27 protein-coding genes and 1 other RNA gene are annotated in these 25,688 nt (G+C 48.7%); 7 read left to right on the top strand and 21 right to left on the bottom strand.

Annotated elements, in window-relative coordinates; all coding sequences use genetic code 11:
- Positions 1–2 precede the first annotated feature (2 nt).
- Together dsbC and xerD are read right to left on the bottom strand one after the other, a co-directional pair.
- Positions 3–704, bottom strand: a complete 702-nt coding sequence (dsbC, locus tag BMX14_RS04410) for a bifunctional protein-disulfide isomerase/oxidoreductase DsbC (RefSeq protein ID WP_092673465.1) — start codon at positions 702–704, stop codon at positions 3–5.
- A gap of 28 nt (positions 705–732) precedes the next feature.
- Complete coding sequence (gene xerD, locus BMX14_RS04405) at positions 733–1,620, bottom strand: site-specific tyrosine recombinase XerD (protein WP_092673462.1); 888 nt, start codon at positions 1,618–1,620, stop codon at positions 733–735.
- A 141-nt stretch (positions 1,621–1,761) separates the two neighbouring features.
- Here xerD and fldB point away from each other — a divergent pair, with 141 nt between their 5' ends.
- Positions 1,762–2,280: a flavodoxin FldB gene (fldB, locus tag BMX14_RS04400; protein WP_092673348.1), complete on the top strand. Its 519-nt coding sequence runs from the start codon at positions 1,762–1,764 to the stop codon at positions 2,278–2,280.
- Between the two features lie 3 nt (positions 2,281–2,283).
- Here the strand turns inward: fldB and BMX14_RS04395 are convergent, their stop codons facing one another.
- A complete protein-coding gene (locus BMX14_RS04395) occupies positions 2,284–2,700 on the bottom strand; it encodes a protein YgfX (protein ID WP_177173076.1) in 417 nt (138 codons plus the stop codon).
- Positions 2,675–2,941, bottom strand: coding sequence for an FAD assembly factor SdhE (sdhE, locus tag BMX14_RS04390; RefSeq protein ID WP_092673459.1), 267 nt, complete (start codon positions 2,939–2,941; stop codon positions 2,675–2,677). Before sdhE ends, BMX14_RS04395 begins: the two co-directional genes overlap by 26 nt.
- A gap of 228 nt (positions 2,942–3,169) precedes the next feature.
- Between sdhE and ygfZ the strand changes: the two genes are divergently transcribed.
- The gene (gene ygfZ / locus BMX14_RS04385) at positions 3,170–4,135 is read left to right on the top strand and encodes a tRNA-modifying protein YgfZ (RefSeq protein WP_092673342.1); all 966 of its coding nucleotides are present in this window, start codon (positions 3,170–3,172) and stop codon (positions 4,133–4,135) included.
- A 92-nt stretch (positions 4,136–4,227) separates the two neighbouring features.
- On the opposite strand, the gene trhA is transcribed toward ygfZ, so the two are convergent.
- The 9 genes from trhA to BMX14_RS04340 form a co-directional block, all read right to left on the bottom strand.
- Positions 4,228–4,881 (bottom strand): PAQR family membrane homeostasis protein TrhA, encoded by a 654-nt coding sequence (gene trhA, locus BMX14_RS04380; protein WP_092673339.1) that lies wholly within the window; start codon positions 4,879–4,881, stop codon positions 4,228–4,230.
- 134 nt (positions 4,882–5,015) lie between these two features.
- Positions 5,016–7,883 (bottom strand): aminomethyl-transferring glycine dehydrogenase, encoded by a 2,868-nt coding sequence (gcvP, locus tag BMX14_RS04375; RefSeq protein ID WP_092673336.1) that lies wholly within the window; start codon positions 7,881–7,883, stop codon positions 5,016–5,018.
- An 8-nt stretch (positions 7,884–7,891) separates the two neighbouring features.
- Complete coding sequence (gene gcvH / locus BMX14_RS04370) at positions 7,892–8,278, bottom strand: glycine cleavage system protein GcvH (RefSeq protein ID WP_092673333.1); 387 nt, start codon at positions 8,276–8,278, stop codon at positions 7,892–7,894.
- A gap of 14 nt (positions 8,279–8,292) precedes the next feature.
- Complete coding sequence (gene gcvT / locus BMX14_RS04365) at positions 8,293–9,387, bottom strand: glycine cleavage system aminomethyltransferase GcvT (protein ID WP_092673330.1); 1,095 nt, start codon at positions 9,385–9,387, stop codon at positions 8,293–8,295.
- A gap of 344 nt (positions 9,388–9,731) precedes the next feature.
- Entirely contained in the window at positions 9,732–10,388 is a 657-nt protein-coding gene (gene pncA, locus BMX14_RS04360; protein ID WP_092673327.1) for a bifunctional nicotinamidase/pyrazinamidase, read from the bottom strand.
- Between the two features lie 11 nt (positions 10,389–10,399).
- On the bottom strand, positions 10,400–11,605 hold the full coding sequence (ubiI, locus tag BMX14_RS04355) for an FAD-dependent 2-octaprenylphenol hydroxylase (protein WP_092673324.1): 1,206 nt from the start codon (positions 11,603–11,605) through the stop codon (positions 10,400–10,402).
- A 14-nt stretch (positions 11,606–11,619) separates the two neighbouring features.
- On the bottom strand, positions 11,620–12,798 hold the full coding sequence (gene ubiH / locus BMX14_RS04350; RefSeq protein WP_092673321.1) for a 2-octaprenyl-6-methoxyphenyl hydroxylase: 1,179 nt from the start codon (positions 12,796–12,798) through the stop codon (positions 11,620–11,622).
- Positions 12,795–14,141 (bottom strand): Xaa-Pro aminopeptidase, encoded by a 1,347-nt coding sequence (pepP, locus tag BMX14_RS04345; RefSeq protein ID WP_092673318.1) that lies wholly within the window; start codon positions 14,139–14,141, stop codon positions 12,795–12,797. The genes ubiH and pepP overlap by 4 nt, the downstream gene beginning before the upstream one ends.
- Before the next feature lie 38 nt (positions 14,142–14,179).
- On the bottom strand, positions 14,180–14,749 hold the full coding sequence (locus BMX14_RS04340) for a YecA/YgfB family protein (RefSeq protein ID WP_092673315.1): 570 nt from the start codon (positions 14,747–14,749) through the stop codon (positions 14,180–14,182).
- A gap of 163 nt (positions 14,750–14,912) precedes the next feature.
- On the opposite strand from BMX14_RS04340, the gene zapA reads away from it, so the two are divergent.
- The 3 genes from zapA to BMX14_RS04325 all read left to right on the top strand — a co-directional run bounded on the left by zapA (position 14,913) and on the right by BMX14_RS04325 (position 16,151).
- The gene (zapA, locus tag BMX14_RS04335; RefSeq protein WP_048912634.1) at positions 14,913–15,242 is read left to right on the top strand and encodes a cell division protein ZapA; all 330 of its coding nucleotides are present in this window, start codon (positions 14,913–14,915) and stop codon (positions 15,240–15,242) included.
- A gap of 41 nt (positions 15,243–15,283) precedes the next feature.
- Positions 15,284–15,467, top strand: a non-coding RNA gene (gene ssrS, locus BMX14_RS04330) — 6S RNA.
- A gap of 78 nt (positions 15,468–15,545) precedes the next feature.
- Positions 15,546–16,151: a 5-formyltetrahydrofolate cyclo-ligase gene (locus BMX14_RS04325; RefSeq protein ID WP_092673312.1), complete on the top strand. Its 606-nt coding sequence runs from the start codon at positions 15,546–15,548 to the stop codon at positions 16,149–16,151.
- Positions 16,152–16,171: 20 nt separating this feature from the next.
- Here the strand turns inward: BMX14_RS04325 and serA are convergent, their stop codons facing one another.
- Together serA and rpiA are read right to left on the bottom strand one after the other, a co-directional pair.
- A complete protein-coding gene (gene serA / locus BMX14_RS04320) occupies positions 16,172–17,410 on the bottom strand; it encodes a phosphoglycerate dehydrogenase (RefSeq protein ID WP_092673309.1) in 1,239 nt (412 codons plus the stop codon).
- 205 nt (positions 17,411–17,615) lie between these two features.
- The gene (gene rpiA / locus BMX14_RS04315; RefSeq protein WP_092673306.1) at positions 17,616–18,308 is read right to left on the bottom strand and encodes a ribose-5-phosphate isomerase RpiA; all 693 of its coding nucleotides are present in this window, start codon (positions 18,306–18,308) and stop codon (positions 17,616–17,618) included.
- Positions 18,309–18,459: 151 nt separating this feature from the next.
- On the opposite strand from rpiA, the gene BMX14_RS04310 reads away from it, so the two are divergent.
- Entirely contained in the window at positions 18,460–19,362 is a 903-nt protein-coding gene (locus tag BMX14_RS04310; RefSeq protein WP_092673456.1) for a LysR family transcriptional regulator ArgP, read from the top strand.
- On the opposite strand, the gene BMX14_RS04305 is transcribed toward BMX14_RS04310, so the two are convergent.
- The 6 genes from BMX14_RS04305 to epd all read right to left on the bottom strand — a co-directional run bounded on the left by BMX14_RS04305 (position 19,304) and on the right by epd (position 25,029).
- Complete coding sequence (locus BMX14_RS04305; RefSeq protein ID WP_092673303.1) at positions 19,304–20,071, bottom strand: oxidative stress defense protein; 768 nt, start codon at positions 20,069–20,071, stop codon at positions 19,304–19,306. The genes BMX14_RS04310 and BMX14_RS04305 overlap by 59 nt on opposite strands.
- Before the next feature lie 68 nt (positions 20,072–20,139).
- Positions 20,140–20,475 (bottom strand): LysE/ArgO family amino acid transporter, encoded by a 336-nt coding sequence (locus BMX14_RS04300; protein WP_092673300.1) that lies wholly within the window; start codon positions 20,473–20,475, stop codon positions 20,140–20,142.
- 132 nt (positions 20,476–20,607) lie between these two features.
- Positions 20,608–21,459 carry a small-conductance mechanosensitive channel MscS gene (gene mscS / locus BMX14_RS04295; protein ID WP_092673297.1) on the bottom strand — a complete coding sequence of 284 codons (852 nt, stop codon included), beginning with the start codon at positions 21,457–21,459 and terminating at the stop codon, positions 20,608–20,610.
- Positions 21,460–21,629: 170 nt separating this feature from the next.
- Positions 21,630–22,709, bottom strand: coding sequence for a class II fructose-bisphosphate aldolase (fbaA, locus tag BMX14_RS04290; RefSeq protein ID WP_092673294.1), 1,080 nt, complete (start codon positions 22,707–22,709; stop codon positions 21,630–21,632).
- Positions 22,710–22,796: 87 nt separating this feature from the next.
- The gene (pgk, locus tag BMX14_RS04285) at positions 22,797–23,960 is read right to left on the bottom strand and encodes a phosphoglycerate kinase (RefSeq protein ID WP_092673291.1); all 1,164 of its coding nucleotides are present in this window, start codon (positions 23,958–23,960) and stop codon (positions 22,797–22,799) included.
- A gap of 40 nt (positions 23,961–24,000) precedes the next feature.
- Positions 24,001–25,029 carry an erythrose-4-phosphate dehydrogenase gene (gene epd, locus BMX14_RS04280; RefSeq protein ID WP_092673287.1) on the bottom strand — a complete coding sequence of 343 codons (1,029 nt, stop codon included), beginning with the start codon at positions 25,027–25,029 and terminating at the stop codon, positions 24,001–24,003.
- Between the two features lie 262 nt (positions 25,030–25,291).
- Between epd and BMX14_RS04275 the strand changes: the two genes are divergently transcribed.
- Positions 25,292–25,666, top strand: coding sequence for a hypothetical protein (locus BMX14_RS04275; protein ID WP_092673284.1), 375 nt, complete (start codon positions 25,292–25,294; stop codon positions 25,664–25,666).
- The last annotated feature ends 22 nt before the right edge of the window (positions 25,667–25,688 follow it).

The raw sequence follows: 25,688 nt of genomic DNA, 5'->3' as shown, positions 1-25,688 counted from the left end.
GATTATCCTGCGTTGATACGATCCAGATACTGTTTTAGCTCGTTAGGACCTTGATAGCCGGGGATCATGACACCGTTTTTGGTAAGGATCGCCGGTGTCCCCTGAATGCCATATAACAGCCCTAATTGATACTGTTTACCGATATCGATATTGCAGCTGGCGGCTGCAGGCGTTTTACCGCCCATCGCCGCATCAAAGGCCGCTTTACGGTCTTTGGCGCACCACACATTCTTCATCGCTTTTGCGACGTCACCCTGCATGCCTTCCCGCGGGAACGCCAGATAGCGGACAGTGATCCCTAACGCGTTATAGTCTGAGATTTGTTGGTGTAACTTATGGCAGTAGCCACAGGTAATATCGGTGAACACTGTGACAACGTGCTGCTCTTTCGGCGCTTTATAGACAATCATTTCCGGTACCAGTGCTTCCACTTTCTTGTCTAACGTTTGGAAAGTAACGTTAACCGGGGTTTTACCGCTGATGTCGTAAAGTGGGCCTTGGATCATCTGCTTGCCGTCATCAGTAACATAGAGCGCACCATTATCGGTTAAGACTGTGCTGACGCCGGATAACGGTGAAGGCTGGATATCGCTGATACTTACGCCTAATTTAGTTAATGATTGGATGATCGCTGCATTGTTGGCGTAACTGGCGCTGGAAAAGAGTGCGCATAACGCGACCATAGAGAGTAATGATTTCTTCAGCATTTCCTTATCCTTATTGAACACCCCGCTAGGCGCGTGGGTGATGCTGTTGATGCAGTTGACGAAGTCTTTCATTGGCAACATGCGTATAAATTTGTGTCGTCGAGAGGTCGCTGTGACCGAGTAGCATTTGTACGACGCGTAAATCCGCGCCGTGATTGAGCAAGTGTGTCGCAAAGGCGTGGCGCAGCACATGGGGCGAGAGCTTAGCGCTATCAATGCCGGCGATTAGGGCATAATGTTTGATCCGATGCCAAAATGTTTGCCGAGTCATTTGCTGCCCGCGATTACTGGGGAAGACTATATCAATTTTTGCACCATTAATCAGCCAAGGTCGGCCATGTTCGAGATAATTTTCTAGCCAATGGATTGCCTCTTCTCCCAACGGCACCAGTCGCTCCTTATTTCCTTTCCCCAAAATTCTTACCACTCCCTGGCGTAAGCTGAGATCACTTAGGGTTAGTCCAGTCAACTCAGATACTCGTAATCCCGTCGCGTAAAGCAGTTCGATCATCGCTTTATCGCGAAGCTCGAGCGGGATTTCGGTGGAGGGTGCTTCGAGCAGGCGAGCAACCTGTGCTTCACTCAGATCCTTGGGCAGTCGTTGCGGTAATTTCGGGGAAGAGAGTAATGCACTCGGATCATCGAGTCGCAGTTGTTCCCGGTAAAGATATTGAAAAAGCTGACGCATCGCACTGAGCTGCCGGGCGGAACTGGTTGCCCGATAGCCCCCTTCGAGTTTCTCCGCCAAGAAACCTTGTAACTCGGGAGCGCTCACAGTAAGAAGCGCTAATTGGTGCGCCTCGAGCCATTCCAGCAGCTGTTTAAGGTCGCGGCGATAAGCCTCTAAGGTGTTCTCTGCTAAGTTGCGCTCAATCCACAATTGGTCAATAAAGCCTTCTAGAAGGGGATCCATTAACGGGGTTGACGTCGATTTCTTCATTGCTTCGTTTTCCGATTACCTGCGCTAAACGGTCACTATTATGCATCAACTACGCCTCGCTGTATGCTTTCTGATACACTCAACGCAGAATTGGAACCTCAGAGTCAATCAAGTATGAAAATAGGGTTATTTTACGGTTCAAGTACCTGTTATACCGAGATGGCCGCCGAAAAGATCCAAGAGTTTATTGGCCAAGAGATGGTGACCTTACACAATGTTAAGGATGAGCCCCTCTCTGCAATGACCGAGTACGATCTACTGATCTTGGGTATGCCAACCTGGGACTTTGGCGAACTACAGGAAGATTGGGAGGCACAGTGGCAAACACTCGCTGATCTCGATCTGTCTGGAAAGATTATTGCGCTCTACGGGATGGGCGACCAAGCCGGTTACAGTGAATGGTTTTTAGATGCTCTTGGTATGCTGCACGATTTATTGCAACCTAAGGGTGTCTCTTTCATCGGCTATTGGCCAATTACCGGTTATGAGTTTATTAGCCAAAAACCACTGACTGCCGATGGGCAACACTTCGTAGGTCTCGCCTTAGATGATGTGAATCAGTTCGATGAGACAGATGAGCGCATTGCAAACTGGTGCGAACAGATCCTGAGTGAGGTCGCGGAGTTGTTGTAGCGATTATTTCCATTGTCGATGACGGCCTTTCAGCCAATAGAAGCGTAGGTTACGCCACGCTTCTTCAGACATGGTATCCGCCATCAACCAGAAGTGCTGGGTCTGTTGTGCCGACCGCCAGCTGATCATCACCCCCCAAGGTAGCCAACAGAGCGGCGCGCTAAGTCGCCACTGTTGCTGCTGCCAGTACCAGGTCTCTTGATTATCAATACCCAGTAAGCCTATCCGTAATGACAGCCTTGTTAACGTGCGCGACCTTTCAAAAATCACCGCGGCAATTGCTAAGGGCTTAAGAAGATAAAAAACCCCAAACCACGGCGAAGCGACAATAACGACTAAGATGAACAGCACCCAGCCATTGACCGCGATGACGGCATAACGCGAGGGGCGGATCTCAGTTTGCCACAGGTCCGCGTGCACTGTTACGTGTCCGAATAAGTTCGACCATAGCGTTGAGTTCGTCATTCGCTGGCTGTCCATGGCCCATCAACCAATTAAATAAATCAGGATCATCGGCCTTCAGCAGCGCAATAAAGGTACGCTTTTGCGCATCCGTTAAGGTGTGATATTCGTGTTCGAAAAAAGGACGAACGGCAATATCCAGTTCTAACATACCTCGACGGCATGCCCAGTGAATACGAGAAGTGTCTTCAATACTGATTTCTGCTAAGTCCACACGCTATTCCTCTATTATACCCTTAACCAGAGGGAGAGAGTGTACCGCAGCCACAGGTCGAACGGCAGTACAAATCACCACCTCTTCGGCTTGGCTCGCACTTTTGTACTTGCTAATCTCTTTTCAGGCTTTACGCTTTAATGAATAATGAAACCAATTTCGTAAAGCGACCTAAGTCGCTTTCACCTTCACTGTTGGTCGACAGGAGATGTCATGAATTCTCAACCCACAACTACCGCCTATCATTCCGAGCTGGCTCTCTGTACGCTAACAGATTGGGCGCTGGTATCCGCTCAAGGCGCCGATGCCACCGCCTATCTGCAAGGTCAACTTACCGCAGATTTGAGCCAATTAGCCGAGAATGATCATCAACTCGCCGCACATTGTGATGCTAAAGGTAAGATGTGGAGTAACCTGCGTATATTTCACGATGGCGAGGGCTATCGCTATCTATTGCGCCGCGACGTGCGTGAACAACAGCTGACTGAAATAAAAAAATACGCGGTATTTTCTAAGATTACCTTCACCGCCGACGATAATCGTATGCTACTCGGGGTAATGGGCAGCCAAGCCGCTGATTTCCTTAGCCACCACTTCTCACAGCTCCCCGATGCGGCTCAACCACTTGTAAGAGAAGGTGCCACGTCGCTGTTATGGTTAGCCGCTCCTGAACCTCGCTATATCGTCATTACGGATCCCGCTAAAGCAGAGATATTACTTTGTGCTAAGCCAGAGGCGATAAGTGAGCAACAGCGATGGCTGGCCGCGGAGATTGCCGCCGGTATTCCGGTGATCGAGGCCGCCAACACTGCGCAGTTTATTCCCCAAGCCACCAATCTCCAGGCATTGAACGCGATTAGCTTCAAAAAAGGGTGCTACAGCGGCCAGGAGATGGTCGCCCGCGCCAAGTATCGAGGGGCCAATAAACGTGCACTGTATTGGTTGGCCGGTACTGCCGACCAAGCGATTGCCGCCGGAAGCGCAGTCGCGTTACAAATGGGCGAAAATTGGCGTAAAACCGGTACCGTGCTCTGTTCAGTAATGGTTGCCCCTAACACACTGTGGGTACAAGTTGTCCTAAATAACGACTTAGGTAGCGAAGAACGGTTCCGTATCGAGGGGGATGAGAAAAGCGAATTACGGATCCAGCCACTGCCTTATTCGCTAGACGACGCTTAATTTCTTTATGCCTGCCCCCTCAAATCGTTGAGGGGGTTACTGTTAATAATTCTTACGCTGACTAGGCATAAGGTTCACACCCGTGTGAGTCCTTACCGAATATAGAAATAGATTGCGCAAAAATGGCAAATTGCTCCGCCTAATACAAAGGCATGCCATATCGCGTGGTTGAAGGGGATCCGTCGATTTACATAAAAAATCACGCCTAATGAGTAAACGATCCCACCAATTGCCAACAACCATACACTCGCCGCCGAGAGCTTAGTCGCCATTTGGTAGATCACGACCAAGGATAACCAACCCATTAGTAGATATGTCACCACCGATAGCACTTTGAATCGATGGGCAAATACCAATTTAAAGACGATCCCCAACAGTGCCAGTGACCAAATCACCACCATCAGGCCTTCGGCCAAAGGCGAGCGCAACCCGACGAGCAGAAATGGCGTGTAAGTGCCTGCAATAAGTAAATAGATGGCACAGTGGTCGACTTTCTTTAACCAGGGTTTGGCCTGTTGATTGGGGATAGCGTGGTAGAGCGTCGAGGCAAGAAACAGCACAATTATACTGCCGCCGTACAAGCTGTAGCTCACAAAGGTGATGATATCGGCATCACGCTGCAGCGCTTGAACGAGTAACAGGACTAAGCCGACAACACCAAAAAGACAACCTAGGCCATGGCTTACACTGTTTGCTATTTCTTCCGCCAATGAGTATCCGGGAGAATGGATCTGTGTCTTAGCCATAACAGGTGTGTTAACTCCTTTATCATCCAATGAATAACTAGACTAACTGAGAATAAATTCAGAGTACACATGTAAGCTTAAATAAAACTATGAAGAGGTATAACAGCCCCTTTGATAGAGGGCTGTTAAACGCGTTATTGATAATCCGCGATCGGTACACAGGAACATGATAAATTACGGTCGCCGTAGACATCATCCACTCTTTTGACCGTTGGCCAGTATTTATTCTCGGCTCCCGCAGGGAAGACGGCCGTTTCACGGGAATAGGCATGATGCCAGTCACTGACCAGTTCTTGCTGAATATGGGGAGCGTTGACCAGCGGGTTATCGTGCAATGGCCACTCGCCTTCTGCTACTTGCTCGATTTCACGACGGATAGCCAGCATCGCGTTCACAAATCGATCGAGTTCAATCAAGCTTTCGGACTCCGTTGGCTCCACCATCAAGGTTCCCGCTACCGGGAAAGACATGGTCGGTGCGTGAAAACCATAGTCAATCAATCGCTTGGCTATATCCATCTCGCTAATACCCGTTCGTTCTTTGATAGGGCGAATATCAAGAATACATTCGTGCGCCACCCTACCTTCAGGCCCGGTATAAAGAATGTCATAGTCCGACGATAATCGGCTAGCAATATAGTTGGCATTCAGGATGGCAAGGGTGCTGGCTTGCTTTAGCCCCTCGCCTCCCATCATTCTGATATACATCCAGCTAATTGGCAAAATCGACGCACTGCCGAAAGGTGCCGCGGTCACTGCGCCTTGCTCGGTGAGGAGCGTCGACTGGACGATACTGTGCCCGGGAACGAACGACGCGAGATGCGCTTTTACGCCTATCGGCCCCATTCCGGGGCCACCGCCGCCATGTGGAATACAGAATGTTTTATGTAGATTAAGGTGGGAGACATCCGCTCCGATATGTCCTGGCGTAGTGATACCCACTTGCGCATTCATATTGGCCCCATCCAGATAGACTTGCCCACCGTACTGATGGACAATCTCACAGACCTCACGGATGGTCTGTTCGTAAACCCCATGGGTCGAAGGATAGGTGACCATAATGCAGGAGATATGTTCTGCCGCTTGGCTCGCCTTACTACGTAGGTCTTCGAGATCGATATTACCTTGCTTATCACAGGCGACCACCACCACTTCCATTCCAGCCATTTGTGCAGAGGCGGGGTTGGTACCATGGGCAGAGGCTGGGATAAGACAGAGATGACGTTGTGCTTGATGACGGCTTTCATGGTAGCGACGAATCGCCAGCAGCCCGGCATATTCCCCTTGCGCACCCGAATTAGGCTGCATACACAGCGCGTCATAACCGGTCAGAGTGATCAGCCATTCGGAGAGTTGTTCGATCATCTGCAAATAGCCCGCCGCTTGATTCGTCGGGCAGAACGGATGGAGATCGGCAAATTCCGGCCAAGTAATAGGTAACATTTCGGCGACGGCATTAAGCTTCATCGTGCAGGAGCCTAGGGGGATCATCGCCTGATTGAGTGCTAAGTCTTTACGCTCCAGTTTGTGAAGATAGCGCAGCATCTCCGTTTCACTGTGATATTGATTGAAGACCGGATGCGTCAAAATAGCTGTTTCGCGGTGTAAGGCAGGTGGAATAATAGCTTGCTGGCTGACATGATCATCTTCCTGGTCGAGATCAATGGGTATATTCCGTCCTAACAGGACCTCCAACAAAACGATTATATCTTGCCGTTGCGTGGTTTCATCCAGCGTAATGCCCACTGCATGGTGAAGGTCGCTACGCAGATTGATATGCTGCTGTTTTGCCCGCTTAAGCACCTCGGCTTTATCAGACACCTCTACCGTTAAGGTATCGAACCACTGTGAGTAACGCAGGGTTAAGCCATTATCTTGAACGATTTTTGCGAGAATTTTTGTATAACGATGAATACGCTGGGCGATCCGTGCGAGTCCTTTAGGACCATGCCACACCGCGTACATTCCGGCGATATTCGCCAAGAGGACCTGTGAGGTACAGATATTGGAGTTGGCTTTTTCACGACGGATATGCTGCTCACGAGTTTGCATCGCCATACGTAGCGCGATATTGCCTTGCACATCACGGGAAACACCGATGATACGGCCCGGCATTGCTCGCTTAAATGTCTCTTTGGTCGCGAAGAATGCCGCATGGGGTCCACCGTAACCCATTGGTACCCCAAAACGCTGTGAAGAACCAAAAACGATATCAGCCCCTAATTTTCCCGGGGATTCGAGAAGGACTAATGCCATAAATTCAGCGGCGACGGCAACGACAACGCCCTGCTGAGATAACGCTGCAATCAGTTGACGATAGTCATGCAACTGTCCCTGCGACCCGCAATATTGTAGACAGATACCAAAGAGATCTTGGTGGTCTAACGCCCTCTCAGCACGGTCGATAACCAACTCAAAGCCAAAGGTCTCAGCGCGGGTTTTTATAACATCAAGCGTTTGAGGATGAATGTCTTCGGCAACAAAGAATTTGTTAGCATTTTTACGCTTACTCACGCGTTTAGCCATCGCCATCGCTTCTGCCGCTGCCGTAGCTTCGTCAAGTAATGACGCAGAGGCAACATCCATTCCCGTGAGATCTAACGTGACCTGCTGGAAATTAAGTAATGCTTCGAGCCTTCCTTGTGAGACCTCTGGTTGATATGGCGTATAAGCCGTGTACCATCCGGGATTCTCGAGTAAGTTGCGTAGGATCACCGGTGGAGTAAGGACTGCGCTATACCCCATTCCGATCCACGATTTATAACGGAGGTTTTTTGCAGCGATAGCTTTCAGCTCTGCTAACGCCTGATGTTCGCTGGCCGAAGGCAGCTGAAGGGGCGAAGCGGATAATTGGATATTTTCAGGCACGATAGACGCAATCAACGTCGGCAAGTCAGATGCGCCAATTTGCTGCAACATCTGCTTTTGTTGGTCGAGATCCGGACCGATATGGCGGCGAATGAAGGCATCTGGGTGTTCTAACTGGCTGAGTGTTTGCGTCATCGTTTTACTCACTTATTGATCAAGTTTTGGTAGGCATCGGCATCAAGTAATTGATCGAGTTCGTTTTCGTTATTGATCTTGATTTTAAATAACCAGCCAGCCTCGTAAGGTGAGGTGTTGACCAGCTCAGGGCTATCATTGAGTTCGTCGTTAATCGCAACGATTTCCCCGCTCAGGGGCGCATAAATATCGGAGGCTGCCTTCACTGATTCGGCAACCGCACAGTCGTCGCCCACGCTGACTTCGCGACCCACCTCAGGTAAATCAACGAACACCATATCGCCTAATAGACTTTGTGCATGCTCGGTAATCCCCACGGTGACAGAACCATCCTCTTCTCGACGGACCCATTCATGGCTGTCGCGATATTTTAATGATTGTGGAACATTGCTCATTTTTTTCTCCAGTATTAAATCAATGATTTTCCTGCGCGAACAAAGCAGGGTTGTGTCACGGAAACCGGCAGTTCACGCTGGCGAATAAGGACTACCGCCTTATCTCCTATCGTTGCAGGAACCCGTGCAAGCGCGATACTGCAGCCCAAAGTGGGAGAGAAAGAACCGCTGGTGATAACGCCTTGCTGAGGATTGCCGTTGATATCGGTAAAGGAGACCGGTAATTCATTACGGAGGACGCCTTTCTCATGCAGTACCAAGCCAACCAATTTTTCAATCCCCTGCACTTGTTGGCGTTCAAGCGCCGCTCTCCCTAAGAACTCTCGTTCTTCCGGCTGCCAAGCCACCGTCCAAGCCATATTGGCCGCAAGCGGCGTGACGGACTCATCCATCTCTTGCCCATAGAGATTCAATCCAGCCTCTAGGCGCAAGGTATCACGCGCTCCCAAACCAGCCGGTTTAACCCCGACAGCCAACAGTACTTGCCATAACGACGCGGCTTGTGCGGCCGGTACGGCGATTTCATAGCCACGTTCACCGGTGTAGCCGGTGGTCGCGATAAACCAACCGCCACTTTCCACTGAGAAGAAGGGCTTAAGTTCCGCCACCGCGGCACGCTGTTCAGCGCTCATTACCGACTGGGTTTTCTCTATTGCCTCGGGGCCTTGTACCGCGATAAGAGCTAAGTCTCGTCGTTCATCAATTTGAATACCATAGTCCTTAGCCTGTTCTGAGATCCAAGCTAGATCGTTTTCGCGTGTTGCAGAGTTGACCACTAAACGGAAGTGTTGCTCGTCGATAAAATAGACAATTAAGTCATCGATAACGCCCCCTGAAGCATTGAGCATAGCGCTATATAACGCCTTACCAGGAAGCGTTAATTTCGCCACATCATTGGCCAATAGATAACGCAAAAATTCTCGGGTGCGAGCGCCGGTCAGGTCGACAATGGTCATATGGGAGACATCAAACATTCCTGCGGAGCGACGAACGGCATGGTGCTCATCGAGCTGTGAACCATAATGTAGTGGCATCAACCATCCGTGAAAATCGACCATGCGGGCGCCGCTGGCTTGATGTTGTGCAAAGAGGGGGGTTTGTTGACTCATAACACTCCTTCTGCCGCGTAAAATCGCGGTAAGTTAGCTTGCATAGGTCGGGCGTTAGAATTCAGAAACGCAAACGTTATCCTTACTGCACGTTAACACTCATTCGCCCGCTTAGCTATAAGGTGAAATGGGGTCGAGATAGCACCGCACCAAAATAAGGCAATTGAATTTATGAACGCAAAAATACTCGAAAACATCGTATTAGGGGAGTAAATGGCGAAATAACTCGCCATTTTTTTATATTAATAAGTGAGATTGCTCGTTTTACTGAGTCAACTTATTCCGAAATATTGCCTTTCGGATTAGTTTATCTAGGGGTAAAAATGGTCAGTAATTAGAATAAATCAGCTTTCACAACCTTGGTGCAACTGACAAGATGTGAGGAAAATCACACCGGCATCTTGCATCGCAACCTTGGCGCGTTGAAGTGATCCGTCAATATCGATCGCTCGGCAAGCATCCTCTACCACCCAAGTGACTAACCCCGCTTGGGCAGCGTCAATTGCCGTCCACGCGACACAGAAATCTGTGGCAAGACCTGTTATCACAACCTGATCGATCCCCTGCGCTTGTAGCCAAGCGAGAAGCCCGGTTGAGGTACTGCGATCCGCCTCTAGAAAGGCAGAGTAGCTGTCGATGGATTGGTGAACTCCTTTACGCAGAATCAATCTGGCATGAGGAAGGGACAAATCATCGGATAACTCGGCCCCGACACTCCCTTGTATACAGTGATCCGGCCATAAGCATTGAGGGCCATAGGGCATATCAATCACTTGGTAATCTTGATGCTCCGGGTGAGAGGAACTAAAGGAGGAATGGCCAGCGGGATGCCAATCTTGGGTAATCACCACCTGCTCGAATAAGGGAGCAATGCGATTAATCACCGGGATCACCTCATCCCCCCGAGGCACCGCTAGCGCTCCCTGTGGTAGAAAGTCGTTTTGAACATCGACGACAAGCAGTGCCGTATTGTTACCGATTACGATTGTACGGTGCGCCATCTCCCCTCCTTCTATTTTCGCAGCCACTCGGGCAGATCGTGTTCGCCCAAGGCTTGCTTGATCAGCTGTGGTTTAATGCCGGGTAGCTTATCCGCAAGGGTTAAGCCGATATCACGAACCATTTTTTTCAGCGGATGTTGTCCGGCAAAGAGGTCTTGAAAGCTTTGCATACTCGCCAGCATTTTTGCCGCACTCAGCTTACGAAGGCGTTCGTAGCGACGCAGATACAGATGTTGACCAATATCTTTGCCCTCTTGCTGTAGGCGAATGAGCTGACCGATTAGCTCTGCAGCATCCATAAAGCCTAAGTTAACGCCCTGACCCGCCAGCGGATGAATGGTATGTGCCGCATCGCCCACTAACACGAGCCGATGGCTAGCAAATTGTCGTGCGTAACGCGCGGTTAACGGGAACGTTTTACGTTCACTGCTTAGGGTACAAGGTCCTAATTGCATATCGAAGGTGACGGCCAGTTGCTGACAAAATAACGATTCATCCATTAGGCTAAGCTTTTTCGCCATTTGCGGTTCGGTCGACCAGACAATCGAACAACAATGCGGATCTTCAAAAGGAAGAAAGGCTAGGATCCCTTCGCCGTGGAAGACCTGCCGGGCAATACCTTGGTGAGGTTGTTCGGTACGGATGTTGGCGACCAACGCGTGATGCTTATAATCCCAGAACGTCAGCGGAATATCGGCCTTACCTCTGAGCCAAGAATGGGCTCCATCTGCGGCCACCATCAAGCGCGCCGTCATCATGCTGCCGTCTTGTAAGCTGACGAACGTTTCGTTGTCGCCGAAGGCAGTCTGTACCAGTGCGGCATTGGGAATAAGCGTAATATGCGACAGTTTTTCTGCTTTACGCCATAGAGCCGTGTGCAGCACGGAATTTTCGATGATATACCCTAAGCCGTGGCCGCCCAGTTCACCATCATCAAAGGCTATTTGGCCGAAGCTATCTTTTTCCCACACTTTCATACCGTGATAACAGCTGGCACGCATTTGCAGGATATCCTGCCAAACATCCAGTTTCTCCAACAACCGTTGACTTGCGCGGTTTATTGCTGAGACGCGCACCGATAGCGGGTCCTGAGGGGTAAAGCTGGGGGCGGCTCCTTGCTCCAAGATGGCAACGCTGAGCCCTGAATCTTTAAGTCCACACGCGACTGCGAGGCCGACCATTCCCCCACCTGCAATAATAATATCGTAGCTTTGCATGCATATTCTCTTAATTAACGTTTAACCCAGCCTAAGGTTCGGCTAGCGAGGTGGTGCTTCAACCCGGTGACCCGTTCCATCGCGAGTAATCCCAGATTACGGCCAATGATTAAAGGTAAATTATCATTCGCAAAAAGTCGGACTAAGCCATCAGTGATCGAGATGGTCGTCGCGCGGTCTTGTGCTCTTCGCTGCTGGTAGCGATTCAGTACGCTAAAATGGCCTATATCCTGTTGCTGGCGATAAGCCTCCGCTAAGGTTTCAGCCAAACTCATGACATCCCTAAGCCCAAGGTTAAAGCCCTGACCCGCGATAGGATGAAGAGATTGAGCCGCATTACCAATCACTACGCTACGGTGTGTAATCAACGACTGCGCTTGATGCAAGCTCAGCGGATAGGACTCACGCTGACCAACTTCAGTAAACTGGCCAAGTCGCCAGCCAAATTCACGTTGTAACTGCTGTAGAAATAACGCGTTATCTGCCGCCAGGAGTTGTTCACTGGTGGAGGCTGACACGCACCACACTAAGGATAACCGGTTTTCCGACATCGGTAATAGGGCAATGGGGCCATACTGAGTAAAGCGTTCGTAGGCTCGACCATTATGTGGCATTGATGTGCTCACATTAGCGATAATGGCAACTTGATGATAGTCATCACGCTGCCATACAAAGCCTGCTTGGGTTGCGAGGGCTGAACGGCTACCACTGGCAATCACTAAGGTCTGCGCATCAAGCGTTTGACCGCTTTCAAGCGTCACCGATACCTGCTGCGCCGATCGCGTCAAGTTTACCACTTTTTCCGGACAGCGCAGCGTCACACCGGGTGCCTGCTGCAGCCGTTGAAAAAGGACTTTTCCTGCAGCATGCAGCTCAATCACATTGCCTAAGGCAGGTAGATGGTAGTCTTCCCGACAGAGTTCGACCTGACCAAGATGGCCTCGGTCGGAAACATGGATATCGGTGATAGGCGTCGCGAAAGGCTTAAGCGCCGACCAAACACCGATACGCGCAAGTTGCTGACAGGTGCCTGCCGCCAAGGCTATCGCTCGGCTATCAAAACCGGGATGTGCGGGCCCCTGCAGTGAACTCCCTTCAATTAAGGTTACAGGGATTTTACCTTGAGATAAGGTGGAGAGCGCAAGCGCAAGCGTTGCACCCGCCATCCCGCCTCCGACAATAATTACGCTCATAATGGCTTATTTTTACCTAGACGTAGTGCCTGTGCTGATTGCATCAACTGTTCTATCGCGTCAGGATCTTTGACTACCTGCTCCGTTAAGTTTTCATGCCCTGTTTCTGTGATCACAATATCATCTTCGATACGGATACCGATGCCGCGATAACACTCAGGGACTTTTGCATCGGGGGCAATATATAATCCTGGCTCCACCGTTAAGACCATGCCCGGCTCTAGGACGCGAGTACGCTCCACACTACCGTAATGGCCCACATCATGCACATCCAGGCCAAGCCAGTGACTTAATCCATGCATAAAATAGGGACGATACGCTTTTTCTTCGATCAATTGCGTTATATCGCCCTCTAAGATCCCTAGGCGCACTAAGCCCTCAACCTTGATACGGATAACAGCTTCTGTCACCTCAGCAATGGTCACACCAGGACGAAACAGAGATAACGCCGTCGTTAAGGCATGTAAAACAATCTCGTAGAGTTGACGTTGTGGGGCGGTAAATTTACCGTCGATAGGAAATGTTCGGGTGATGTCGCCTGCGTAGCCTTGAAGCTCGCAGCCCGCATCGATCAGGACTAAGTCGCCCTGTTTTAGCTGAGATTCATTTTCAGTGTAATGGAGGATGCAGGCATTATCGCCCCCCCCCACAATGGTGTTGTAGGAAGGAAATCGCGATCCATGGCGTGAGAATTCATGATGGATTTCGCCTTCTAACTGATACTCATACATGCCAGGATGGCACTGCTGCATCGCACGTTGATGGGCCAAAGCACTGATTCGTCCAGCCTCGCGTAAAATCGCCAGCTCTTCATCATCTTTAATCAAACGCATGTCATGAACGATTGGCCGCCAGTCTATCACGGTGGTCGGCGCGCGAAGGTTCTTCCGTTCCCCTTCTCGTAGCGTTTTCAGCGCATGAGCAACCTTTTCATCAGCAAAATCGTATTCACCCTGAGCGTGATAAAGAGTGTTTAGCCCATTAAGGACTTGAGCCAATTGCTGGTCAATCTCATCCCAAGGTAGCGCCCGATCAACACTAAGCTTGTCAATTGCCGCTTCCTGGCCTAGGCGACGGCCAAACCAGACCTCCGCATGGGGATCACGGTAACGGTTAAAGAGAATACTATGGTTATGGTGCTCGTCACTTTTTATCAGAATGAGTAGCGCTTCAGGTTCGTTAAAACCAGTGAAGTACCAGAAATCACTATTTTGGCGAAAGAGATATTCGGTATCTCGGCTTCTTGTTACCTCTGGCGCAGCAAAGAGTAATGCCGCGCTACCCGGTACCATCTGTTTAAGTAACACCTGACGGCGTTGACAGTAATTTTTCTGCGAAATCATACCCTAAGCTCCCTGTAATCCATTTTACCGTGAAAGGATCAATGTAAAGTTGGACCCTGTGTGACGGCTGAGGCATCCGATGGCGGTGTGTTGAAGGTCTCATGACAGAGTAAAGCAGCGACTCTGACATATTCAATGACTTCTTCCAAAGATTGTGCAAGCTCTTCCGGATCTTCATCTTCGTCGTAACCTAACTGAGCGATAGTACGCAGATCGTCGATGGCTTCCCCGGCTTCTCCTTTCACTTTATCTAATTTTGGCTGCGTTACGCCTAAGCCTAGAAGAAAATGGTTTACCCAGCCGGCGAGTGCGTCTGCGCGCTCGAAGACGTTATCGCCTTGGTCATCCGGTAAATAGAGTTGAAAATTGAACCCGTCTTCCTCTAGCGAGTGCAATGTATTATCGTATACCGCTTGCAAGGATTGATGGAGTTGGACAGAGAAGGCTATACCTTCATTAGTTAGGTCATGAACCAGTGCCTTCCAGCTATGATCTTTAGTCCCACCGCAGAGAATTCCGCTGAGTAAACCATGCATCTCAGCGGCAGTCATACCGACACCTTGTGTCGCGAGTTCGCTGTTAAGCGTGTTATAGTTCGGTGAAGTCATAATTATCCATAGTCTTAGGAAAGTGAAGTGAGGTCTATGCTACCATTAGCACCCTCATCGATTCCAGAAAAGGGGTTGTAACTTCTGCCTCAGGTATATATAGTGGCGCCCTTCCAAAGCAAGTGACTTTGGGAGCGGACAACGTAATTATCAGGAAGGTAACATGTCTGCGCAACCGGTAGATATTCATATTTTTGGTCGTTCACTACGAGTGAATTGTCCTCCAGAACAAAAAGAAGCTCTACTTTCTGCCGCTGAAGATCTTGACCAGCGCCTGCAGGATTTAAAACACAGAACACGCGTCACGAATACTGAACAATTAGTGTTTATTGCGGCCTTAAATATTTGTCACGAACTTGCGCAAGAAAAGAACAAGACCCGTGATTATGCGAGCAATATGGAACAGCGTATTCGTGTACTGCAGCAGACTATTGAACAGGCATTAGTCGAACAGGGGCGTATTAGTGATCGCCCCGAAAGTAAATTCGAATAATGGTTTCAGGGATCCTGTGCTATAATCATCCCTGAACAACGTATTCTCTGAGATGTTTGCAAGCGGGCCAGTCCCCTGAGCCGATATTTAGTACTACTAGAACGTGGCGCTTCATATCTTGTGTGCATGCTCGGTTCGTCCGAGAAGCCTAATAGGTATGACGACATGTTCACCTTGAACCAAGGGTTCAAGGGTTACAGCTCGCAGCGGCATCTCGGAGATCCCCCCTCCTCTATAGTTTCTCTTTACTGTCTTGGGTTATCGCCCTATTATCCTTGAGTGCCCTCACAAGGATGTTACGTTATGGACTCACCTCTTCATCAACAGCGCCAAGCTTTACGCCAGCATATGCGTCGCTTAAGACGTTCGCTAAGTGAATCACAACAATTCCAAGCTAGCCAACAACTTGCCGAGCATGCCATCCTCTACTCAGTGATTGAACAATCACAGCGTATTGCGCTCTTTCTCTCGATGGACGGTGAGATCAATACTCGCCCTTTGATTGCGCGATTATGGCATTTAGGGAAAAGTGTTTATCTGCCCCGTATTGATCCCACACAGCCCACTTCCCTATTATTCCAGCGTTTTACTCCACAAACTAATCTAGTAAAGCATCGCTTAGGTATGTTTGAGCCTGAGGAGAATGCCGATGAGATTTGCAGCTTTACTGAATTAGATATGGTAATTGTGCCCTTGGTGGCGTTCGACAGCACAGGCCAGCGTTTAGGGATGGGAGGGGGATTCTATGATCGCCTGTTAGCCGGTTGGCAAAAGACATCGGTTTTTCCGATTGGCGTGGCTCATGATTGTCAGCATCAGGAAAATTTGCCGATTGAATCTTGGGACATCCCGTTACCTGCAGTGATTACTCCCAATAAGTTATGGCAATGGCCAGATAAAGAGGCCTAACGGCCTCTTTCGCATCGTAATTAGTAGAGGAGCCGAGCACGGATTGTGCCTGGAATTTCCTTCATTAGCTGTAAGGCGTTATCGGCCACTTCTTGCTCAGCATCGACATCGATCACAACGTAACCTAAATGTGGCGAGGTTTGTAGGTATTGGCCAACGATATTAATATTTTGGTCGCCAAAGATATTGTTAATCGCGGTTAAGATACCAGGGCGGTTTTCATGAATATGAAGAATACGACTTGCTGAAGCACTGTGCGCCGGCAGTGATACTTCAGGGAAGTTTACTGCAGAAAGGGTTGACCCATTGTCTGAGTATTTCGCTAACTTACCTGCGACCTCAATCCCAATATTCTCTTGCGCTTCTTGCGTAGAACCCCCGATGTGTGGAGTTAGGATGACATTATCGAACTTGCACAGCGGAGAATCGAAGGGGTCACTATTAGAGGCGGGTTCCACAGGGAAAACGTCGATGGCTGCACCACCCAAGTGTTGGCTTTCTAAGGCTTCACACAGAGCAGGAATATCGATAACGGTTCCGCGTGAGGCATTAATTAATAATGCACCAGGTTTCATCGCTGCCAGTTGGTCTTTGCTGATCATATCTTGAGTATTTGCGGTTTCTGGGACGTGTAAACTGACCACATCACTCATCGCTAATAACTTATCCAATGATTCCACTTGTGTCGCATTACCCAACGGTAGTTTACTTTCAATATCGTAGAAATAAACGTACATGCCGAGGCTTTCCGCTAACACACCTAGTTGCATACCAATGTGGCCGTAACCGATGATACCGAGTTTCTTACCGCGTGCTTCAAAGCAGCCTTTCGCATTTTTGTTCCAAATACCACGGTGAGCTTTTGCATTGGCCTCTGGAATACCGCGCATCAGTAATAACAGCTCGCCGATGACCAGTTCAGCGACCGAGCGGGTGTTTGAGAACGGTGCGTTAAAGACCGGAATACCCCGCGACGCCGCAGCCTTAAGATCGACTTGGTTAGTCCCGATACAGAAACACCCTACCGCAATCAGTTTCTCGGCTTCTGCAAAGATTTCTTCGGTTAACTGTGTACGAGAACGTAAACCAACGAAGTGAGCATCGCGAATCGATTCTTTTAGTTGCTCCGGACTGAGCGCAGCTTTATGAAACTCAATATTGGTATACCCTGCTGCTTTTAAATTATCGAGAGCAGATTGGTGAACGCCCTCAACCAACAAAAACTTAATCTTGTCTTTTTCCAGTGAAACCTTAGCCATTAGCCGACCCTATAAAAGTGATTTTCGTAAATACCCTTAGCTAACTGTCAACATAAGAAAAAAATAGGCTAAGAGCAACACCCTAAAAAATATTGAACCGATGGACGCAATCGTTTACCTTCGCGCCATTCAACGCCAAAACACTGTGTAATGCAGGTGATTTAGCGTATTAACGCGAGGTGGGCACTATTTGTGATATAAATCACTATTTGTGGTGGGCGACTCTTTTTTCGTGACCATCACGAATAATTTTCTTTACCCCGTTTTCATCGCCAATTAACGCAATGTCTGCTCCACGTTTCGCAAACAGCCCAACCGTCACAACCCCCGGCAGCGCATTGATGGCGACTTCTAATTTATCCGGATCGTCGATAAGTAAATCGTAGACATCGAGAATAATGTTACCATTATCCGTAACAATATCTTTGCGATACTCTGGACGGCCGCCAAGTTTCACTAACTCGCGTGAGACATAAGCTTGAGCCATGGGGATGACTTCAACGGGTAAAGGAAAATGACCTAAGCAGTCGACCTGCTTAGATTGGTCAGCAATACAGATAAAGGTTTGGGCTACCGCCGCGATGATTTTTTCACGGGTAAGTGCTGCACCACCGCCTTTGATCATCTGCAGAGCAAGATTAATCTCGTCTGCGCCATCGATATACAGAGAGAGTGAGTCGATTTCATTGAGATCGAAAACCGGAATACCATACGATTTTAAACGTTCAGTCGAGGCTTCTGAACTGGACACAGTACCAATAATCTCATCTTTGCGTGTGGCTAATGCATCAATAAAATGGGCGGCTGTTGTACCGGTACCTACACCTACGATCGTATTGGGCTGAACATAGTCGAGTGCCGCCCAGCCTACTGCTTTTTTAAGTTCGTCCTGTGTCATGGTATGTTAAAACCTATACGTGTTTCGGTAGCAGTAGTATAAAACAAGCTTATCTAAAATAGTGATTTTTCATTGGTTGAAGTGTAGTTTTACGCGTTCAATCTCAAAACTAACCGATTTTTTTCTTTCAGTCAGGGACTGAGAAAACATGATTAAAAGACCCGATTACCGCAATCTTCAAGCCCTTGATACCGTTATTCGTGAACGCGGATTCGAACGGGCGGCACAAAAGCTTTGTATCACTCAATCGGCGGTTTCACAGCGTATCAAACAGTTAGAAACACAGTTTGGTCAACCCTTACTGGTACGCACGGTCCCCCCTCGCCCCACCGAACAGGGCCAAAAGTTACTCGCGCTACTGCATCAAGTTGAGCTATTGGAAGAACAGTGGCTGACCGATGAAAAAGGCGGTACGACGCCCCTTCTTCTCTCCATTGCGGTGAATGCTGACAGTCTAGCGACTTGGTTACTGCCGGCATTACGCGATGTCCTCGCCGATTTACCGGTTCGCCTCAATCTACAAGTTGAAGATGAGAGCCGTACACTCGAGCGTCTACGGCGTGGCGAAGTCGTCGGTGCGGTAAGTATACAACCCCGCGCCTTACCGAGCTGCCACGTTGATACCTTGGGGGCCTTGGACTACTTATTTGTTTCCTCTCCAGATTTTGCTAAGCGTTACTTCCCGCAGGGCGTCAATCGTCAAACTCTGCTAAAAGCCCCTGCCGTCTCCTTTGACCACTTAGACGATATGCACCAAGCCTTTTTACAAGAGAACTTCGATCTGCCTCCTGGTAGCTTGCCGTGCCATATTGTTAACTCTTCTGAAGCCTTTGTGCAGTTGGCCAAACAAGGGTCGGTCTGTTGTATGATCCCGCATCTACAAATCGAATCCGAATTAGCGGAAGGGTCTCTGATCGACCTTACACCGGGGTTATATCAACGCCGCATGCTTTACTGGCACAGATTTGCGCCAGAAAGCCGCGTGATGGGACGCGTTACGGACTCTTTGGTTGAGTATGGTCGTCAGGTGTTGCGCCAAGAGAGCGGGTGTTGAGGGTAAAGACCACCTCGACGTTATCGTTGAAATCGAGTTTCTGCTGTTGGTAGGTTTGATCAGGAGTGGTATCGGCCGCCGAAGCTTGTGCGCTCATCATCCTAGCCATCGGCAGGGTGACGTTACGTTGAGTCTGGTAGTTAATGCTCCATACCGAGCCTAGCGAGGCATTGAAGCCTGACGCCAACCCTTTAGCCTTAGTAATAGCATCATTAATTGCCGCTTGCCGCGCTTGTTGCTGATACTGCTCAGGATGGTCAACCCCCATTGATACCGAGCGGATATCATTAAGCCCAGCGGCGAGAGCACCGTCTAATAACGTATTAAGCTTAGCGAGTTGATGCAAGGTGACGTTTACACTGCGTGAGGCTTGATAACCCGTCAGTTTAGGTTTGCCTCGCTGTGAATAGTCATATTCCGCATGAGTGGTAACATTCGCGGCGTTGATATCTTTGTCAGTCACGCCTTGCTGATGCAAAAAATCAAAATACCGAGCTACGCGACTATCCACCTGTTTTTTGGCTTGTGATGCTTGCGCATGGGTGGCATTAACTTCGATAACGATGGTTGCCATATCCGGCTGGGCTTGAACCTGACCCTGTCCGGAAGTGCTGAGATAAGGCGCATTAGGCGTTGTCTCGGCGGACACTGATGTCAGCCATCCAAGGCTCGCACCGAGTAATGCCACTGCAGTAAGTCGTTTTTTCATCGTCACACTCCATTATCCATAGTGTTGCCACATTAGCACGCCTTCACTGGCCAGTCTAAAGGCGAGTGTCAGTAATAAGATAACGACAGTGAATTGACGGCAACGCCTTCGACCTCAGCGCTAATGGGTTGGTAAAGCGTTTTGATTAACCCATAGCTATACCAAAGCAAAAACACCACTCCCATCCATGTCATTGCCAACATTAGCAATGGATAGCGCTGTAAAAATGCTGCGCCGCCCAACACTCCTGTTGTGATGAGTAGCATATCACTGATAACGCAATAGGTTGCTGCGAGGAAAGCATAGCGCCGTAACATTCCTTGACGTAGCACGATAGTGTTCTGAGGCCCGATAGGGAGAATTAACGCCGCGCCCAGTGCAAAGCCTTGTACAAATACAGACATTTTAAGCCCCTTTTTAAAAATAGAGGGCAAGTGTGCGATAAAGAGATATTCGAAAGGAAATTAAAAAAAACGGGGGGCGATTAGCAAAATGAATACTCCACAGCCAGACTCGCTGACTGTGGAAGCAGGGAGTTAGCTCTCACTACTGCGAACGAGATGCACATCCATTTGTGGGAATGGGATCCCGATTTGGTTTTTATCTAAGGCGCGTTTGAAGTCAGCCATGAGGTCCCAATAGACCTGCTGTAAATCGTCGCTTTTGCTCCAGCAACGTACAATAAAGTTAAGTGATGAGGGAGCCATTTCATTCAATGCAACCACAATCCCTTTATCTTTAATCACACGCTTATCTGCTTCGACCACTTCGCGCAGGACTTTCATTGTCAGATCGATATCAGCATCGTACGCCACACCTATGATAAATTCATTACGGCGCTCTGGTTCACGCGAGTAGTTGATGATTTTACCTGTGAAGATTGAGCCGTTAGGAATAACCGCAATCTTACCATCAGAGGTTCTTAGCGTAGTTTGGAAGATTTGTACGTTTAAAACGGTTCCCGAACATCCACCAACATCCACAAACTCCCCCACCCGAATCGGTCTGAAGGTTACCAACAGCACACCGGCTGCAAAGTTAGAGAGAGAATTTTGTAACGCTAAACCGACAGTTACACCAATTGCACCCAGCACGGCAATAAAGGAGGCGGTTTGTACACCCACTCGGCTGACTGCGGCAATCAGGGTGAACGCGATAATCGCATAACGGACAATCATCGAGATAAAGTCGGCGACCGTTTGATCGATATGACGCGAGAGTAAGACTTTATTGATGGCTCTTGAAACGATTTTCGCAATGGTAAACCCGATAAAGAGAATGACCAGCGCTGCGGCGATATTCACTACATAGCTTAATAAAAGTGACTGGTTCTTTTCAATCCAAGTCCCGGCATTATGTAAGCCGTTCACTACGTTAAGATCTTGCATTAAATTATCCTGTCGTTAGTTCCCAATAAATAGCACTGAGCATCTTTGAAAGACGCCCCATAAAAAGGGTAACCAAAAACCCACGAATTGCCAACCTCGTGAGGTAACTTCAAGAAATTTACTACGCTAAATGGAGAAAACGCCAGCGAAGCTGGCGTTTGGGGGAAGGATTACAGACGATCGATGGCATTCAGTTCGCGGAAGGCTTGCTCTAAGCGCACGACCATTGAACTTTGTGCCGCACGTAACCAGACACGTGGGTCATAGTATTTTTTGTTTGGCTTATCGTCACCTTCTGGGTTACCCAGTTGGCTTTGTAAATAACCTTCGTTCTTTTTGTAGAACTGAAGGATACCGTCCCAGTTCGCCCACTGCGTATCGGTATCAATATTCATTTTGATGACGCCGTACTCAATAGACTCTTTGATCTCTTCCGCTGAAGAACCTGAGCCACCGTGGAAGACGAAGTTCAGGCTGTTATGCGGAAGGTTATGCTTCTCACTGACGTAGTCTTGAGAATTTCTCAGAATTTTTGGCGTAAGTTGTACGTTACCTGGCTTGTAGACACCGTGTACGTTACCGAATGATGCGGCGATGGTGAAGTTAGGGCTAATAGCACTCAGTTTTTGGTAAGCGTAGTCAACATCTTCAGGCTGAGTATAGAGCGCCGAGTTATCGAGGTGTGAGTTATCCACGCCATCTTCTTCCCCGCCTGTGCAGCCTAATTCAATCTCAAGCGTCATACCCATCTTCGCCATACGCGCAAGGTATTGACCGCTGATTTCGATGTTCTCTTCTAACGACTCTTCAGAAAGGTCGATCATGTGTGAAGAGAAGAGTGGCTTACCGGTGTTGTTGAAATGTGCTTCACCTGCGTCGAGTAGGCCATCAATCCATGGCAGTAATTTTTTCGCACAATGGTCGGTGTGAAGAATAACCGGTACACCGTATTGCTCTGCCATCAGGTGGACGTGTTGGGCGCCCGTGATGGCACCAAGAATAGCCGCCGCTTGTGGTTTATCAGAGGTAAAACCTTTCCCTGCGAGGAACGCTGCACCGCCGTTAGAAAACTGAACAATCACTGGCGCTTTAGCTTTTGCCGCCGCTTCTAATACAGCGTTGATTGAATCAGTACCGATGCAGTTAACTGCTGGTAACGCAAATTTATTCTCTTTAGCTACTTGGAAAACTTTTTGTACGTCTTCGCCCGTAACGACACCCGGTTTTACGAAATCAAAAATTTTAGACATAAGTGTTGTCCTGTTTCGTTGGTCGTAAGCTGAGATCACCTTTTCAGCGGTAGAAAATAGAGGAGGGTTAGCCCTCCTCAGAATTTTTTATTGTTTCGCACGCTCTTCTAACATTGCTACAGCTGGGAGCTTTTTGCCTTCCACAAATTCAAGGAATGCACCGCCACCCGTGGAGATGTATGAAATTTTATCTTCGATACCAAACAGGTCGATTGCCGCGAGGGTATCGCCGCCGCCTGCGACTGAGAACGCATCGCTATCTGCGATAGCGTTAGCCACGATTTCAGTCCCTTTACGGAAGTTAGGGAACTCAAATACGCCCACTGGCCCGTTCCAAAGGATAGTTTTTGCTTCTCTTAAGATTTTGGCCATTTGCGCCGCAGTCTCGTCACCAAAATCCATAATCTCTTCGTTATCCTGGATTTCGTTAACTTTCTTCACGGTTGCCGGAGCCGTTTCGGAGAATTCAGTCCCCACACGGGAATCAACCGGAACGGGAATGCCATGTTCGTCACGAAGCTTTTTAGCAGCTTCAACGAAATCTGGCTCATACAGAGACTTACCAACGTTATTCTCGATTGCGACGAAGGTATTGGCAATACCGCCCCCCACGATAACGGTGTCGGCAATCCCGACAAGAGATTGCAGTACATCAAATTTAGTCGAGACTTTTGAGCCTCCCACCACGGCAACCATAGGACGCGCTGGATTGCTCATCGCTTTACCTAGCGCTTCAAGTTCTGCTGACAGTAATGGACCTGCACAGGCGATAGGCGCAAACTTACCGACGCCATGAGTTGAAGCCTGGGCGCGGTGAGCGGTCCCGAAAGCATCCATGACAAACACGTCACACAGGGCGGCATACTTTTTCGCGAGGGTTTCTTCGTCCTTCTTTTCGCCTTTATTGAAGCGGACGTTCTCTAGCACCACCAGCTGCCCTGCTTCGACGTTTACACCGTCAAGGTAGTCTTTCGCCAGGCTGACATCTGTGCCAGCAAGCTTGTCTTTTAGGTAGTTAACAACAGGTAGCAGAGAGAATTCTTCGTTATATTCGCCTTCTGTTGGACGACCTAAGTGAGAGGTCACCATTACTTTCGCACCTTGCTTCAGGGCTTGTTCAATGGTCGGTAGTGATGCACGGATCCGCGCATCTGACGTCACTTTCCCATCCTTAACTGGCACATTAAGATCAGCACGAATCAGAACACGTTTTCCAGCAAGATCCAGATCGGTCATTTTGATTACAGACATGGTGAATCCTCTTATTGATTCTTTTAGTTTATCCCGCCGCTTAGGCGACAGGTTTGAAAGTGTTGTCAGACATCGCTAAACAGGTATCGATCATTCGGTTTGCGAAGCCCCATTCGTTATCACACCATACTAGCGTCTTTACGAGGTGTCCTCCACTGACTCGCGTCTGCGAACCGTCCACAATGGCACTGTGGGGATCATGATTAAAGTCCGCCGAAACCAGTGGTAACTCGGTATAGTCGACTATACCATGAAAGCAGCCATTGGCAGCTTCCTGCAATAGGTGATTGACTTGTTGTGCCGTCACTTTTTGTTCTAACGTTACGCTGAGATCAATTGCCGTGACATTAATTGTCGGTACACGTACCGCAATCGCTTCAAATCGATCGAGAAACTTAGGAAATATTCGGGTAATACCTGCCGAGAGCCGGGTGTCGACCGGGATGATCGACTGACTTGCCGCGCGGGTTCTTCGCAGATCATGATGGTAAGCATCAAGGACTTGTTGGTCATGCATCGCCGAATGGATCGTGGTGACCGTACCAGATTCAATACCAAAGGCGTCATCCAACAGTTTGATTATCGGGATAATACAGTTGGTGGTACACGAAGCATTAGAGACAAAGCGATGTTCAGGAAGGAGAGTGTCATGATTAACACCGTAAACAATCGTCGCATCTAAGTCTGGCTCGCCGGGATGAGCGAATAGCACTTTACGCGCTCCAGCTCTATAGTGCGCTTCACCATCGGCCCGACTACCATAAACGCCAGTACAATCTAAGACCACATCAACATCTAAATCTCCCCAGGGCAGTTCGGTGATCGATGAATGATGAAGTAGCGTGATCGCATCTCTGCCAATAAACAGTTGCTCGTCTTCTAACCGGACTTCCCAAGCGAACTGGCCATGAGTCGTATCATATTTTAAAAGATGTGCCATACCACGGCTTTCGGCAACTTCATTTATCGCAACGACGCTAACCTCCAGGTGACGACCTGTTTCATACAGCGCTCGAACAACAGCCCGACCAATTCTACCAAAACCGTTAATCGCTATTCTAAGGCTCATTACTTATCTATCACCTTGATGAACGTAGGGGCTACTCGCCCTAATACTAAGATTATCTTTTGAGGCTACAACGATTTGCTCGAGATTAATACCCTATTCCGTCAAAGCTGAAACGATTCTCGTGAGAATAAATCAACTGCCAAGTTTCGGGAATGATAGAGATCAAGACTAATGAGTAAAATACGATCAAGATCACATTTCAGACCTCTGTCAGCGGTTAACGTTACGCTGTCAGTAAACACTATTTGATAGGGAGAGTGGGATGGACCAAAGAAAGGGATTTATAGTGGGATTACTTGCTTTACTACTCAGTGGCTGCCAACAATCGCCAGAGCGTTTCGTAGTCCCTGTTTCCCCCCTGCAACTCGTGCTCAATGATCTCGGTGATAGCTTCCAAGAGTCGGTGAGTAATTTTTCAATTCAGCAACGTACCTTAGGTGCTTCGTTAGAATCTCCTGATAGCGTCATCTTAGTTGTGGATGAGGATACACCTTTGGACGATTCCATAGCAGCCCAACAGGTAACCTATAAGCTGAGCTATCAACAACAGCAATGGCGAATTATTGATAAACACACGCAACAGCGGTGTGTATCAGGACGTGGATCACAGCAATTCAGTGACGATTTATGTCGCTGAGTTAGGGGGAGATCATTTTAGT

Origin of the sequence: Rosenbergiella nectarea (assembly GCF_900111105.1) — a bacterium.
Classification (GTDB): Bacteria; Pseudomonadota; Gammaproteobacteria; order Enterobacterales; family Enterobacteriaceae; genus Rosenbergiella; species Rosenbergiella nectarea.
This window is presented reverse-complemented; position numbering and strand designations above follow the sequence as displayed.